Below are 14,585 nucleotides of genomic sequence, written 5' to 3' on the forward strand. Positions count from 1 at the left end.
CGCATGAGTTTAATGGTTATCCTAAAAAGGTTTGGTCTAAGAACACCCGCGTATTGTTTTCCTCCCCTTCGTCTTCGCAGCCGTGCAGGGTGGCGGGGAAGAACTGGCTGCGCTGGGCCTTGAGCACCTGCACCAGCGCATTTTGCTTTTTGAGATAAGCCAGCAGGCTGTTGTTGTAGGTGGCCGCATCGCGCTGCACCAGGGTGTACCGGGCGGCCCACCACTCTCCCACCGCGGTTTCGTAAGCGGTCATACTGTCTTCCGACAGCCAGCAGATCCGGAGCAGCACCCCCACTGGCGTTTCCCTTCGGATCAGGCGTTCGGCAAAATCGCGGTAGTGCACATCGGCGTATACCGGCAGCCAGGCCGGCAGCACCACCGAGGCAATAAACGAATGGGGGTCTTCGCCACCGCAAGCGGTGCAGTCGTCGTCGGTACAGATGCCCAGGAGATCCGCGCTGCTACCGGCCGCTTTCAATTGCGCCAGCACTTCGTTGTTCAGCGTTGGCATCCGCAGGAGGAGGTGCTCCAGCACATGGAAGTAGCCCCGCTCGGCCTTGTCGGTTTTGGCCAGGTCGGCCACGCCCCGGCGGCGGCCACCGGTCACCAGCTCACAGCCCAGGAGGCGGCTCAGCCGGTCTTCGTAGCCCGAAGGCGGCACTTTGCCGTATTCCGGGCCGGCAAGCAGGTTGACTGCCGCACCCCGATTGGCGCTGATGGAGATATAATTGGCCAGAAACCGCTGCTTGAGCGTGATCAGCGAATTGTAATATTCCGTTTCGCTGAGGTTAAGGTTATCGGTGGCGAGGAAAAAATGGTTGTCGATGTCCTGCAGGTTTTCGGCAAAGCGCGACAGCAGGTAGTCGAGGCTGTCGTTCCTTTTTTTGACAAAGGCCTCCGGCGATTCCACTACGGTTTGCCAGCGGCTGTCGCCGGCTGCGCCCAGCAGGTAAGGCCGTCGCCAGCTATTGCCGGCGCTTTGGTAATTGAGGTGCGTTACCGTGGACCACGACAGGCTGTCGCGGAGGTGGTGCAGGTCGGTGAGGAAGTTGGCGATGAGCTGGTCGAACAGGAGCAGGTAGCCTTCGAGTTGCTTGGAGGCGTAGAGCTCCGGCTTGTCAAGAAAGGCATCCGGCAGGTTTTTGCCGATGCGGTAGGTCGCCGGGAATTCATCGGCCAGCGAATAATGCAGTGCCAGTTGCCGGTAGGTCTGGTTGAAGTTAGGGAACGGCACGGCGGCAGTACGGGACTTTTGCGCCGCCGTCTGCAAAAAGCCCAGCTTCAGGATGCTCTCCCGGAAGTTGGGGGTCAGCGGCAGGTTGTTCTTGTAAAACAGCAGCTTGCTCTTGCGTTTGTTGAGCACCGGTTTGAAACCATTGGGCACTGCCACCACCCATTTGTCGTGGGCCACCGTATGGCCGTTGCCGTCGGTGAGAACAAGCGACACGTTTCGGCAGTTCTGCAGGCCGTCGATTTCGTACATCGCATTGATCACATCCGAGAGGTGGATGGTAAACTGCTGAAAGGAGTTCTCGCCCATCTCCGCTTCCAGCACAAAGCCATGCGCCAGCAGGGGGCCTTCCAGCGCTGCTTCCAGCGGGATGCCTTTGGCGGCCAGTTCGTCGATGGTATAAAAGGGGATCGTAGGCGAAATGTATTGCTCCAGGCGGTAAAAGATCTCGGCCTGCACCTGCTCGATGTCGGCGCCGGGGGTCACGTCGATGTCGGCACAAACCCGGAAGTCCATGGTGGGTATGGCCGCGATCTGCGGCAGGTAATCTTCGCACAGGTTGCGGTACCGGTGTAGCGCCTGCCGCACGTCGGCATAGGCCTGTGCCAGGGCCTCGATTTTGTCAAAGACGGCGCTGAAAAACCGGAAGTCGTTTTTTGATAGGAGCACCTTCAGGTCTTTCCCAGAAATGCCTTTGCGGTTTTCGAGGTAAGGTTGGAAGCGTACGTCCTTGAAGGTAAACAGCACGGTGCCGTTCACCAGCACCGGCAGGTCGTAGTACCATTCGGACAACACCCTATCATCCAGCTTGCCGTCGTTGTTGTTGAACTGGTTGCGCGGCGAGGTAACAAACTGCAGCGTCAGGCTGGCCGGGTCGGCATGGTAGGCCGTTGCCAGTTGTTGCAATATCCGCGGGTTGTTGGCTAGGGCCGTCCAGTTGCCGATGTCGTAAAAGATATCGCCAAAAAACTCTTTTTCATACACCCCTTCAAAGCCTTCGCCGCTGTCGATGGCACCCAGCAGGGGCTGGGGCTCAAACTCGATGTGCACGGCGTAGAGGCCGTGCAGGAAAACCGGCTGGCTGCCGAGCAGCGCCGTTTTTTGCGTGGGCGAAAGGGGCAGGCCGGCCACTTCGTGGGCCAGAACCAGGCGGCCACCATCGGTGTACACGTACATCGGCTCGTAGTCGAGTTGGATGCTCGTGTGGCTGGTTGTGACCGGTGTGATCCAGGCGTTTTTCACCAGCGGCAGGTCGATCAGCACCTTCCGGAAATCGTTGATGGTCACCGGGTGGCAGGGCAGGATCTCGGTGGGTGTATAAAAGGCCTCGCGGGGCAGGTTGCCCTTTTCGTCGGTGAGCAGGTCGGCCACCGGGAAGTTCATCCGGTAGCCTACGTCGGAAAGGGCATAACACAGGGCCTCCAGGATGGTGATGCCCGGGTCGTGGATGTTGTGGTCCGTCCAGGTGGCGGCGGTCGTTTGCTGGATATAATTGAGGGCCCGTTCGCGTAGCAACGCAAAATTCTCCAACAGTGGCGGCAGGGCCTTCGCGTCGATATGTTCCGGATTATTGGCCATTGGCAAAAACCGTCAGCGTATGCTCGGCAGCAGTGGTTAACAAATGAATTTGGCTCGAGGTGAGGATTTCGTCGGCCACCTCCTGGCCGTTCCGGAACACCCGCAGCCCCTTGATGTGGTGCACGTAGGGCAGCTCGTCGATATAGTCGACCAGGGTGGCCAGAAAAATACGGGTTTGCAGGGGCGGCGTGTCTGTGCGGGTAAAAGCCCAGGGCGAAAAAAACCATTGCAGATCGGTATTGAGCTGCTGCCGGTAGTAGAGCAGGTCCTGCACGTCGGGGGCCAACACGGCATCAAGCTGCACCGAAACCACGTCCCAAAATGCATTCACCACCTGGAACTGAAGAAAGGGCGAGCTTTTTTGCCGCAGCCAGTCTTCGATGGCCTTTAATTTGGAAAGGGTGATGGCCGGCTGAAAATTGGGGCTTTGCTCGTTGACCACGTAAAACGGGATGACGGAGATCACCGTATGGGCGGGCCGCGCCAGCAGCGTGGTGCTTTCTTCGTCGTAAAACGCATGGTTCAGGCACCGCACCTTGTACATCGCCGGAAATTTCTCCAGCACGAGCTGCTCCAGGTCCCACTGGTTGATGCCGCGCCGCTTGTGCCGCAAGCGCTGGCTGCTCCGCCAGAAGTAATGGGCTTCGGTTTCTTTTTCCCGCCCATTGAACGAAGGGGTTTCCTGCGTAACGGTTTTTACCGCCGCGGTTTTGGGGAACAACTGCTCCACGGTGCCGGGCGCTACGCTGGCTTTTGTTTCGGTATTGCTTTCATCCAGCACCCGCTCCACGGCCACGCCGTTGGTGTACACGCCGCGGATGTTGGCTACTACGTCGTAGTGTTTGTCGCAGCGGGCCACCAGCCAGTAGAGGCCCTCCCCTTCCACCAGGGTATTGTTGGTGGTGGCGGTGTCGGGGAGCATCACCTGCACCAAGCCCGATTGCAAAAAGTTCTGGGTGGTATCAATCACCCGCGACGGGTCGAGTGCTTCAAAGCTGTTGTCGGCGATGGTATACCACTTAATGGTGGCGTCGTCCCCCGATTGGGCGGCGGTTTCTTCGGCCATGTTGAAGAGGAGGCTGACTGTTTGCCCGGGCTGGATGCCACGCAGGCCGATATAAAAATCGGCAACAAAATCGGCGTAGCCCAGCACGGCGTAATCGGGCAGCAAGGTGAGCCCAGTTGCTTTGTTTACGGCCCGCTCGCCAAAGGGATAGAGGTGCGCCGTGCGGTTGTTGCGGTGGATCACCGGGATGCGGATGCGGTATTGCTGGTGCCGTTGGTGGAGCTCGATCTTTTGCTGTGCCTTACTGGCGGTGGCCAGGTACAGGGAGCGCACAATCCTCGGCCGCTGGAGCAACTCTTCGGTAAACTGTGGGGCACCGCTGTTTTCTTTTTCGTAGGCCACTTCCTGCAGGTCGGCGGTGAGTGACACTTCCTTTACCAGCAGCACCCGCGGCAGCATGGTTTCTACGGTAGTGTTACCACCGGTGCTGCTGTGGGTAGCGGTGACGGTGTAGGTTTGATCGGCTTCCAGCTCCACTTTTACGCTGGAGCGGCTTCCGTTGGCCACATCGTTGAGGGTGCTGGTGGCTGAGTTTGCCGGCAGGGTTCGGGCAACATCCTGCACCGACACCGCCACCGAAGCCTTGAGCTTTTCGGCCCACTGGATGGTGAGGTCGATGGTGGCCGCATAGCGGATAAAGGGGTGGTATAACCGGAACGAAGTGCCGGCAAGCGACTGCGTGCCAAAGGCAGGGAACGAGGCACTGCCAGGGAGGAGCCCCGCCGATGTGCGGACGCCGGTAGGGTTAAAGGTTTGCTGCGGTAATTCAATGGCGATCCTTGCCAGCTCGGCTTGGAGCAGGAAGCCGTAAAACAGCACATAGGGATTGTTGGCAGCGGCGTCGCGCTGGGGCGATACCCACCGGACCCGCACATTGAGGCCGGTGCGCACTTTTTCTTTCAGGTCTTTAGAAAGCGTGGCGGTGATTTTGAGATCGGTTTCCGAAAGGGTCACCGCACTGACGGTGAGAGCTTCTTCGGTGCCCGTTTCAAGCACAAGCGCCACCCTTGCGCTTTCGGCCAGACCCGTGGTAGCCGGCGGGGCACTGCCAAAACGAAAAATGAGGGCGATACTTGTGTCTTTTTTCTCCACGGCGGCCAGCAGCTTGCTTTCGATGGCCATCCCGGTATAGGATTCGGCCAGGTCGTTAAAGGGCATCCACGCATTGTTCACCTGCCATTCAGGACTAGCCGCATCCCCGGTCGCGGCTACCGAAAACAGGCCGTTGCCCTGCCGCAGCAAAACGGTGGAGCGGAACGCGGCAATGGTGGCGCCGTTGAGCACCACGTCATTTACCGCCCGGTAGTACAGGGGCTTGTTCTCGCTGTTTTTGCCGGCCTTGAAGCGGGTATCCCGCGCCAGGAAGTACTGGCTCACGTTCTTGGCCAGTTCCAGGTGCACATAGGCCGTATCGGGCCGCTCCGGCTCTTCCTTTAACTGGAGCACGTAGCGAAATACAAAATCGGTATGGGCCGGGATCAGCTGGTTAAACCGGGCATCGTACAGCCGCAACAGACGGGCAAAGGCCAGCAGCAGGCCCACGTGGGGCTGGTGCGTGGGGGTGCTTTCGCTCAGGTCGCGCAGCTTGCCCAAGGCCCATTGCGTAAAGGTCTGGAGTACCCGCAGCAGGCCGCGGAACAGGGTGTAGGCATATTCGTTGGCCGCTTTCAGCTGGTCGTAGGCATTGCTGTACACCGCCAGCACCGGGGTGCCGGCCAGGTTGGTGGGATTGTAATAGTTGTTGAGCGCACCAGTAGTGTCGTCTTCCACAGGCTCAAACCGGAGATCGGCCAGTGGCGCCACGGCTTTGCGGCTGGCCGGGGCTACCAGCGGGGAGCCCCCGGCCAGGCATTCGGTGAGCAGCGCCCGGTAGGCGACAAACAACTGCCCAACGGCATTGCTTCTGAGCATGGCCAGCACCGCCGGCCGGCTTTCTTCTTCCACCGCCGTAGGCAGGTCGCGGAAAAAACTTAAGAGGAACTGCAGGAGCTGCAACCGCTGGTAGGCCAGGGTGGCGTATTCCTCTTCGGAAAGCATGGTATCGTCCGTAAAGCGGTTGGTAATGGGCAGGCTTTTAAAAAACCGGTCAAGCTCACCGGCGGGCACTGTTACCACTCTCGCCAGTTGAAACACCGCATCCTTCGCCAGCAGGTCGTTCCAGGTGTGGGTGGCCTCGCCCAGTTCGTTGAAAAAGCGGATGTCTTTGCTGAACTCGAACACCGTTTTGAGATAGTCGTTCAGGGCGGCCGTGCGCAGGGCAAAACCCTGCCCCAACAGCAAGGGGTTGCCATACGGCACCGATCCGTCGGACAGGGGATAATTGTGAATATTGGCGATGGGTTTTCCCACGGGCTTAGGTATTCAGGTAAAAAGGAAAAACAAAATTGTTTCGCCGGCGGGTGGACAGTACCACGTAATCGAGCAGCATCAGGTAACGGCCTTCCACCACCTCGTCGGGTGCAAACTCAATCGACAAGGGCTGTATGCGGGCTTCGTACAGGGCAATGCTGCGCACCAGCACCATCCGCATATAAGCTTTGAAGTGTTCGTCCACGCTTTCAAAAACCATCCGCTTGAGGGCGCTGCCGTAATCCGGCTGCATCACCCGTTCGCCCAGTTCGGTGGTGAACAGGATGTACAGGCTTTGGTTGATATCGTCAACGCCGTTGGCCATCACCGTTTGGTTGCGGTCGGCGTTAAAGCGGGGTGGGAAGGCCCAGCCGGCTCCGATGATTTCTTGTTCGCTTGCCATAGTTATCCAATTTGTACCATGGGAAACCCCACGGGAATGGAAGATCCGTTCAGGGCAGTATCGCCGGCCCGCAGCACCGGGCGCCCGCCAACCAGCACCGTAACGCTGCCCACGGCAAATGCCATGGGTACATTGCCCGAAGCGGGCGTGCTGATGTCGCCCGCCACGGCCGCAGGCAGTCCGCCAATCAGTACCGTGGCCACCCCGGGACCGGTGATCATACCATCAACGGTGAGGTCGGAAATGCGGGCAGCAGAAGGCATGGTTTGTTGTTTTTGTTGTGAACAAAGGAGCGCGGTTGTCTTTGCCGGTAAGGCAGCAGACGCCGCTGCCCATCCGTTTTAGTTAATGAGCACCATCGCGCCTTTGAGCGTGAGGTTGCCCGATGCGTTGACATCGATCATGGCGCCCTCCAACTTCAGGTTGGTGGCGGCCTTGATGGTAACGTCCTTGCTCCCGGTGACAGTGATGGCGCTGCGCGTCAGCTCCACCTTATTGCCGTTTTCGTCGGCCACCGACACGGTGTGCTGGTCTTCGGACAACAGGATTTTATTACCGGCCGGGGTGGAAATTTCGTGTTCGCCTTTTTCGTCATTCCAGGCCCACTTCATGCCTTTTTTGGTCACCAGTACTTTAGGGTAGTTATCATCGGTAAACGGCGTGTGCGGCGGCAGCTTGGGGCTGAAGGACGAACCCAGAACCAGGGGCACATCGTAATCGGTGCCGGTAAAGGCAACCAGCACTTCATCGCCGATTTCGGGAAGCAGCACCAGGCCATAACCATCGCCGGCATAGGGCGTCAGCAGCCGGGCCCAGAGGGGTTCCTGTGCATGGGCCCAACCGGCGATCTTTACCTGTACGCGGTAAAGGTTATCGGGGTCGCCTTCAAGGGCGGTTACCAACGCGTTGAGCACCAGGGGCCGGGCCGCCGCGGGGGCCAGGCCAAACCGGGTGGCATACCCCTCGTGGTTAAGGCCAAATTGTACAAAGGTGCTAAAGCCGCCGTCGCCATAATCGTGCATCACCGAGGTGATCACGTAACGGCCGTCGGCAATTTCGTTAAAGCCTTCCACGGCCAGCGTGTACCCGGGCTTTGCCTCGAACTGCGCTCTGATGTGGGCCAGGCCGTTGTGTTTCGACAGGGTTTTGAGCTGCGTGGCCGCGGCCACCCGGTCGCGGGCTTCGGCCTGGTGAAAGGTGCGGTAATCCACGATTGACTGTTTGCCTTTGACGGTTGTGGCATCGGTGGTAGGCGGCTCGGTTTCGTCAGCAGTTTCGGTTTCAAAGGTGGCGGGGTTGAAGCTGATCAACTCGTCTTCCAGCCGGTACTTGCGCTCGTCCTGCTCCACTTCCAGCTCAAACACGTTATCGCCGTAACGGGCCGTGAGCACCTTCAGCGGGTCCACCTGCTCGCGAGGCTTTTCCAGCACCACGGCCTCACCTTCGGTGTACAAAAAGCAACCGTTGGCTTCGGCGCGCAGGTTGATGAAATCCCAGTTGCTCAACCCGTTTTTTACCAGTTGCGTATGCTTGACCATAAATGGTGGCAGCGGGGCCGTGGGACTGAGCCGGCAGCCCCCTCCCCTCACAATGGTCTCAATCACCTCCTTATCAGTTTGCCCCGCAAACACTTCCGTGTTGGAGGTAAGGGACAGGTTCACCGCTTTTGTTTTGGCGGTGAGCTGCAGGCGGCTGCCGCCGGCCGAATGCTTGAACTTGTGCCGTACGATGGTGCCTTCAAAAAGGATGAGGGTATCGGCATCGTGTTTGGCCTGGATGGTGAGCGGCTGGCCGGAGAGCGGCAGGGTGCCTCCGGAAAGGACGGGCAAGGGCGTGCCGCCCAGGTCGAGGCTTTGCTTCAGCAGGAGCTGGGCCGAGGTAATGTGCTGGTAGGCCTGCCGCACCTGTACCGAGATAAGCTGAAACACTTCGGGCAGGGGCTGGCCATTCACCAGCACGGTGCAGGCATACTGGGTAAAATTCACATCGGTAAGCAAGGCTGTCAGCGGCATATCAGCGGTTGAAGGTTGAGCGTATGCTGTTGAGATTTTCTTCACGGGCCATTTCCACCGCCCGCACCACGTTGTTGGTGGCCGAGAAGGCCGTGCTCAAAAAGCTGGCGGCATTGCCGATGGTCTCCACAACTTCAGCGTTGGCCAGGCGGTCGAGCAGGGGCACCCGGGGCTTGGGCTCCACTTCGTTGAACGAGGCATTAATGGTGGCGCGGAGCGGGATGCCCAGTTGGTTGAATAAGGTATAGTTGACCGAAAAAGCTTCGATCTCGCAGGGAAATACAAAGGTGCCCCAGAGCAGCAGCAACTGCGGCAGCTTCAGGTGGGCATTGCCGGTGGCGCTATTGAACGAAAGCAGGTCTTTTTTCCCAGGCATCACCACCGATTCAAACTTTTTGGTTTCCTGGAGCACCACCCGCTGGTCGCCGTTGGCGCCGGTACCGTCGACCAGGAAGTCGAAACTCATTTTCTTCAGGCTCACGGCTGTTACAGGGGTGCTTTGGGCCGCATCGCCGGTGGCTTCTTTTTTGTCCTTTGTCAGGTTGAACTCCACCTTGTAGCTGGCCGGGTTGAACATGGCCATAAACACCCGGGGATTGAGCAGGTCGGCAGGCTTCTCAAAGCTTTTGAACGACAGGATGGTCATTTTCAGGAGCGTCATAGAAACTCAGCGTTGTTTTTTTTCGTCCAGGATCTCGAGCACTTTTTCCACGGCTTCCTTTACCACGGCTTCCACCGACACATTTCCGGTGCCGGGTGCTGCGCCGCTGCCCGAGGACCCGTTTTGGTCCACCGTTGCGGTGATCACAATCTCATTGATTACAACAGGCATATCAGGTATTGATGATTTTGAAATACTGGTAATACAGTTCCAGCGATTCGATGACCAGCGAACTGGTTTCGGCGTTGAAGTTGGACACGCTCCACTTGAGCGGGTAGGCATTTAAAAAACGGTAGGCCACCAGCGGCTCTTTTTGCTCGTTCAGCAGGGCCACCAGCACGGAGGTGGGCCGGATGTCGAGGTTTTCGATGGCATCGCGGCACCAGGCCGTCAGGGGCGAAGAAACGGCCAGCGCCCGCTTGAGCACCAGCGGCGTGTAGGCCGCCCGGGTGGGGAGCTTTTGGGTAAAGCGGTTTTCGCCGCCTTCCACCACATCCTCGGTTTGCAACTCCATCGCAATGCCGGCCACGTCCTGGAAGGCCACGTCCACCTGGGCATTGCTGATCTCAAAACTCACCCAAAACGAAAATCCAACGGGAGGATACCGGTTCATCTAACAGATTTTTAAAGGGCTTCAATCACCAGGCCTTCGTGCGCCAGCTCGATGGTTTCCACAGCCACTTCGTTGGCATCGCTTTTCAGGTCGGGGGCCGTCACCTTGGTGGGAAAGGCGTTCTTCACCCGCCAGATGTACACCGGCTCGTGGTTTTCGTTGAGCAGGGAGATGGTTACATCACGGCGCTCGATCTTGCTGAGCGAAACAGTGTTCAGCCACTGGAAGAACTCGTTGTCGCCGTTGAACATACCGCGCTTGAGCGTTATGTTTCCATACTTCTGCAGGCCGGGCATTTTGATCTTGTGGTATTCAGGGCTGGCCCCATCCCGGTATTCAATCAGTTCGTTTTCGATATTGAGGCCGGTCACTTCGGTAAAGCCCACCTTGGAGCCGCCCCATTCAACGCGGAAATGAAATTTCGGAAGCGGATAGTTTGCCATAAATGCGCAGGTTTAAAAATTAAGAAACAGCAAGTTTGTGCGAAAAGCGCAGGATGATAAATTCGGCCGGCCGCACCACCGCCAGGCCAATCTCCACGATCATCAGCCCGTTGAGCATGTCGTCCTGGGTCATGGTTTGGTTCAGCCCCACGGCGGTATAAAACGCGTGTTCGGGTTTGGCGCCCTGCAGGGCCCCGGCCCGCCACAGGTTGGTGAGATAGTTGTCGATCATGCCTTTCACGCGTACCCAGGTGTTGGCGTCGTTGGGCTCAAATACAAATTGCCGGGTGGCGTTCTGGCAGCTTTCCTCCACCATGCTGAAAAAGCGGCGCACGTTGACGTATTTCCATTCGTTGTTGTTGCCGGCGAGGGTGCGGGCGCCCCATACCAGGTTGCCGCGGCCGGTAAACTGGCGGATGCAGTTGATCGACTTGCCGTTTTCGGCGTCAACGTTAAAGTCCTGTTGTTCCAGGTCGCTGAGGGGAACTTCCGGCTTTTTTACCGCATTGAGCGATACGTTGGCAGGCGCCTTCCACACCCCGCGGCTGCGGTCCACCGCCGCATATACCCCGGCAATGGCCGGTGAGGACGGCAGCAGCAGCGGAATGCTTAGAAACGCCTCCTTGAGCCTTGCCTCAAAAACGGAGTTGAAAAACGAAGGAATTTTTGACAGGAAGGTGGTGTTGAGCGTGGCAAAGGAGGTGGCGTCCACGCCTTTTGTGCCCAGGTCGGTTTTGAGGGCGCCATCGAGGGCCGCGAAGGTATCGGTGATTTTTTTCTGGAGCTGCGTCTGCAGGTGCTCCCATTCCTTGGCACCGGTATCCACGTAGTCGAACTTTGTTTTGGCGGCAGCGATGGCGGCATCGGCCTGCACTTTCAACTGGTCGGTTAAAGCCTTGGTGTTATCGAGTAAAGCCTGCTGCTCGGCCGCGGTAAACAGCGGCAGCAACCCGTTGCGCTTGCTGTTGATATCGCTGATGGTACCGGTATAAGTTTCAGTGGGAATGTTCTTAAAATAATCATCGCTCAAAAACTGCAATACCGTTTGGATGGTGAAAATGGTCTTCGCCGTTTTGTAATTGAAGTTGTTGAGCAGCTTGGCCGATTCGTTGGCAGCGATGACATCCTCGGAAAAGGTCATCTTGATATCGGCCGTGGCAAAGTCGTAGCTGTAAGTCGTTTCCAGATGCGGAAAATAGGCCGCGCCATACTTGATCACGTCGCCGTTGTTGGAGATGCGGTTGCGGAACGCCGTCTTGGAAGCTTCCGCCGATACCTTACCGCCGGCTTTTTCGGGCAGCACATCCACCACCACAAATTTATCCTGCAGGGCTGCCGCTTTCAGCAGTGCGATATTGTACACGTCGTACACCTTGTCTTTATCGGCCATGCCTGCCAGGTCAGGCAGCACCAGCAAGGTAACCTCGTCGTCGAGGTCCAGCTTGGCGAGGGCGTTTTTGTAGGTATCGGCATCCACCCCAGTGCGGTCCAGGTCGCCAATGGAATGAACATAACAAGGCCCTCCGCCATTATCAAAATAATGTTTTACCGCATAATACAGGTTGTTGACGTAAGCCGAGGAAAGGCTGGCCTCTGCCGCCATGTTCAACCGAACCAGCACGCTGGCTTTAGCCACATCGGGCGTGCCGTAATACAATTCAAAATCGGCCAGCGAATAGATCTTTTTGGACAAGCCGGTAAGGTCGTCGTCTTTGAGTTCCACGGCTTTCTTTGTGACCCCAAAAAAACAGGGAATTGCCGTTTCCACCGATGCCACCGATGGGGGCAGCTTTACGATCTCTTCGAGGTAAACACCCGGTGTTTTATAACTGAAAGCCATGTTCTTTGATTTTGAGTTTAAAAATTTTATGTGGTAATGAAGAGGGTTGCCGTATTGGTTGTGGGATCGTAGCGGTTCAGCGGGGCTACCGGCACAGTGGTTTTATGGCTTCCGTTTTGCACCACCACCTGCCGGCGTTGTTGCAGGTAGGGCGTGTAGCCATTGACGGTGGCGGTCACCTGTTTGTAGCCGGGTAGCTGCGGGTGCGGCTGCACGGTGGGACCGGCCACCTCGGCTTCGTTGAAAAACAACCGGGCGCCGGCATCAAAGCGGCTCGCAGCGAGGGTGAGATTGACCGTTGCCTGCAGGGCCGGCAGGTGAACGATAAACTGGTTGAGCAACGCGTACTTTTCGGCATCGGTTTCGGTGGTTAAGAGCGAAGCCCGCGGAATGTTCACAATCCCCAGGGTACCGGGCGGCAGCACGCCTTCGGTTACCCATACCCGGGGAAAGGTTTTGAGCAGGGCATTAGTGCTGGCCCGGTGTACCGACAGGCTGATCACCGCGTCCGTCTTTTGCAGCAGGAGCGACTGCAGGCTCGCCCAATCCTGTTCCCGCTCGATCACCACCACGGTGGCATCCACCGTTACTTTCAGGTCCAGCGCTTGGGTATCGGTACCCAGCGACTGTCCCACAGCCTTGGCCAGCGCATCACGGGTCATCCGCGCCGGTAAAGGCTCGGCCAAATCGGGCACGCCGGCTACCTTGCCGGTGCTGCAGGGGCGACAGCGGACGGTGCGCTGTTGAAAGGTATAGTCCACCCCGTCGGCCGAAGGCGCCAGCCACAATCGCCGGCGGTCGAAAAACAGGCCGCTGGGGAGCAGCGCCCCGGGATGGGTAGGCTGTAGGTAAAACCGGAGCACGGGCGGCAGCAGGGTCAGGGCTTGTGCCGGCGGTGTCTTGGTAAAGTCGAAGGGTAGGTACAGCCGGGTATAAGCACCCGCTTCTTCGCAAAGCCCCTGGAGCGCCCGGAGGCGTTGGAGCAGCAAAGGCGAGGGCACCGCCCGCAACAGGGGCTGCTCCGCCGTAGCGATGACCATACCGGTTTTATTCCGTTCGTCAATAAAATTGGCCGTATGATAAAGGGTTAGTATTGGGGTTTGCTGGGCCAAGGGTCAGGTTGCTTTGTGGAGGGCCGACACCTGTGTATTCAGGATGGGCGGACCGCCCGGTGTGATGTCGGCATTATCTACCGGCACGGTTTTTAATTTATAGATCACCGAGGGATGATACCGCCCTCCGAACAAGCCCCAGAGGTAGTTGGTTTGTTCGTAGTTGAGCGATACAAACTCGGCGCGGATTTCTTCGAGGCCTGCAGGAAAGTTGGCGGGCACCACGGCGTTGGTTTTCTCTACCCGCGGCTTTGTTTGAAAGTATTGCACTACGTTCTCCAGCAGGTCGAGCCCTGTAAAATCATCGATGCTTTTAGAATAGAAGGTAAAAAGGCAAACCAGGTTAAGCCAGACGGGCGGCTTCCGGTAGGTGATTTCGCTATTGACGCGGGTGTAAGGGTCCGGCGTCTTCAGCATTTTCTCCTCTTCAATGTTCACGATGGTGATGATGATCTTACTAAGATTGGCCTCGCCTTTTTCGAGAATATTATTGAGGTTGGCAGCAACCACAAACGGACCATTCGCCCCGATCTTTTGGGCAATAAAGGCATTAAGATCGTCTTTCAAAAAATTGATCAACTGCAGAAACATAATTGCGCAAAACAAATAAGCAGCCGGTGAAATAAAAGCCCGCAGGCTTATGATAGGAATGTCCTCACATGGCAACGGAAGCACCTGCCCTTGAAAGAAGGACAACTTCTTTCAAGGGCAGGTGAAAGAATCTTCATTTGCAGGGATTAAAAAAACTGGGGGTATGATGGGTGATGAGATAAGTTGATCAAACATCAGGGTGTATGGAAATACAAAGCTCATTTTGTTAAGTGTATGTCCTGCACATTGGACTATCTAACTAACCTGTTATGTGATTCATCACCCACCCCTATAAGGCTAATATATATATTAAATTTACTATTCCCAATGCCGGTCGAAAATAAATATACGCTTAGCGCTTACCTCAAAAATGGTTTTGAATAGGTAAGGGCTTTGCGGGATGGATTGGAAAAGTGTGTTATGGAAGGTGGTGTTTTGCTGAGTGACAGCGAATGGGCTGCGGTAAGTGATTTGCTGACAAAGTAAAAAAGGCGAAAAGATGGCAAATGCAGACCCCGGCGCAACTCCAGGGAAGTGCTGAACGGCATTATCTATATTCCCATTTCCGGGGCACCCGAGAGTGTTACATAAAGTGTGTCAGTTGGGGTTTTCGTAACTTCAAAATAGACACAGTTATATGGAAAAGCAAACCTTTGACTTTGAAGCTTTCAAGAAGGAAGCAGCAA

12 protein-coding genes are annotated in these 14,585 nt (G+C 56.9%); all 12 read right to left on the reverse strand.

Translation table 11 applies throughout. The features are described from left to right. Positions 1-16: 16 nt before the first annotated feature. Complete coding sequence (locus tag BUE76_RS21900; protein ID WP_073041947.1) at positions 17-2,809, reverse strand: hypothetical protein; 2,793 nt, start codon at positions 2,807-2,809, stop codon at positions 17-19. Further along, complete coding sequence (locus BUE76_RS21905) at positions 2,799-6,224, reverse strand: baseplate J/gp47 family protein (protein ID WP_073041945.1); 3,426 nt, start codon at positions 6,222-6,224, stop codon at positions 2,799-2,801. Before BUE76_RS21905 ends, BUE76_RS21900 begins: the two co-directional genes overlap by 11 nt. A 4-nt stretch (positions 6,225-6,228) precedes the next feature. Further along, positions 6,229-6,627 (reverse strand): GPW/gp25 family protein, encoded by a 399-nt coding sequence (locus BUE76_RS21910; protein ID WP_073041943.1) that lies wholly within the window; start codon positions 6,625-6,627, stop codon positions 6,229-6,231. 2 nt (positions 6,628-6,629) lie between these two features. Next, positions 6,630-6,890 carry a PAAR domain-containing protein gene (locus tag BUE76_RS21915; RefSeq protein WP_073041941.1) on the reverse strand — a complete coding sequence of 87 codons (261 nt, stop codon included), beginning with the start codon at positions 6,888-6,890 and terminating at the stop codon, positions 6,630-6,632. A 78-nt stretch (positions 6,891-6,968) separates the two neighbouring features. Then, entirely contained in the window at positions 6,969-8,639 is a 1,671-nt protein-coding gene (locus tag BUE76_RS21920; protein ID WP_073041939.1) for a phage baseplate assembly protein V, read from the reverse strand. A gap of 1 nt (position 8,640) precedes the next feature. After that, positions 8,641-9,300: a CIS tube protein gene (locus tag BUE76_RS21925; RefSeq protein ID WP_073041937.1), complete on the reverse strand. Its 660-nt coding sequence runs from the start codon at positions 9,298-9,300 to the stop codon at positions 8,641-8,643. Between the two features lie 6 nt (positions 9,301-9,306). Next, on the reverse strand, positions 9,307-9,471 hold the full coding sequence (locus BUE76_RS24595) for a DUF5908 family protein (protein ID WP_158070021.1): 165 nt from the start codon (positions 9,469-9,471) through the stop codon (positions 9,307-9,309). 1 nt (position 9,472) lies between these two features. Then, entirely contained in the window at positions 9,473-9,913 is a 441-nt protein-coding gene (locus BUE76_RS21930) for a phage tail protein (protein ID WP_073041935.1), read from the reverse strand. Positions 9,914-9,924: 11 nt separating this feature from the next. Further along, entirely contained in the window at positions 9,925-10,356 is a 432-nt protein-coding gene (locus tag BUE76_RS21935) for a phage tail protein (protein WP_073041933.1), read from the reverse strand. Positions 10,357-10,375: 19 nt separating this feature from the next. Beyond that, entirely contained in the window at positions 10,376-12,196 is a 1,821-nt protein-coding gene (locus tag BUE76_RS21940) for a phage tail sheath family protein (RefSeq protein WP_073041931.1), read from the reverse strand. 26 nt (positions 12,197-12,222) lie between these two features. Continuing rightward, entirely contained in the window at positions 12,223-13,308 is a 1,086-nt protein-coding gene (locus BUE76_RS21945; protein ID WP_073041929.1) for a hypothetical protein, read from the reverse strand. Between the two features lie 3 nt (positions 13,309-13,311). After that, positions 13,312-13,899 carry a DUF4255 domain-containing protein gene (locus BUE76_RS21950; RefSeq protein WP_143157256.1) on the reverse strand — a complete coding sequence of 196 codons (588 nt, stop codon included), beginning with the start codon at positions 13,897-13,899 and terminating at the stop codon, positions 13,312-13,314. Between the last annotated feature and the right edge of the window lie 686 nt (positions 13,900-14,585).

It is taken from the genome of Cnuella takakiae (genome assembly GCF_001953305.1).
GTDB classification, from domain to species: domain Bacteria; phylum Bacteroidota; class Bacteroidia; order Chitinophagales; family Chitinophagaceae; genus Flavisolibacter; species Flavisolibacter takakiae.

Bases quoted from the DNA above. Each gene is read 5' to 3' on its own strand.
- BUE76_RS21915 (WP_073041941.1), bottom strand. From the start codon at position 6,890: ATGCCTTCTGCTGCCCGCATTTCCGACCTCACCGTTGATGGTATGATC.
- BUE76_RS21935 (WP_073041933.1), bottom strand. From the start codon at position 10,356: ATGGCAAACTATCCGCTTCCGAAATTTCATTTCCGCGTTGAATGGGGC.
- BUE76_RS21950 (WP_143157256.1), bottom strand. From the start codon at position 13,899: ATGTTTCTGCAGTTGATCAATTTTTTGAAAGACGATCTTAATGCCTTT.
- BUE76_RS21920 (WP_073041939.1), bottom strand. From the start codon at position 8,639: ATGCCGCTGACAGCCTTGCTTACCGATGTGAATTTTACCCAGTATGCC.
- BUE76_RS24595 (WP_158070021.1), bottom strand. From the start codon at position 9,471: ATGCCTGTTGTAATCAATGAGATTGTGATCACCGCAACGGTGGACCAA.
- BUE76_RS21900 (WP_073041947.1), bottom strand. From the start codon at position 2,809: ATGGCCAATAATCCGGAACATATCGACGCGAAGGCCCTGCCGCCACTG.
- BUE76_RS21940 (WP_073041931.1), bottom strand. From the start codon at position 12,196: ATGGCTTTCAGTTATAAAACACCGGGTGTTTACCTCGAAGAGATCGTA.
- BUE76_RS21925 (WP_073041937.1), bottom strand. From the start codon at position 9,300: ATGACGCTCCTGAAAATGACCATCCTGTCGTTCAAAAGCTTTGAGAAG.
- BUE76_RS21930 (WP_073041935.1), bottom strand. From the start codon at position 9,913: ATGAACCGGTATCCTCCCGTTGGATTTTCGTTTTGGGTGAGTTTTGAG.
- BUE76_RS21910 (WP_073041943.1), bottom strand. From the start codon at position 6,627: ATGGCAAGCGAACAAGAAATCATCGGAGCCGGCTGGGCCTTCCCACCC.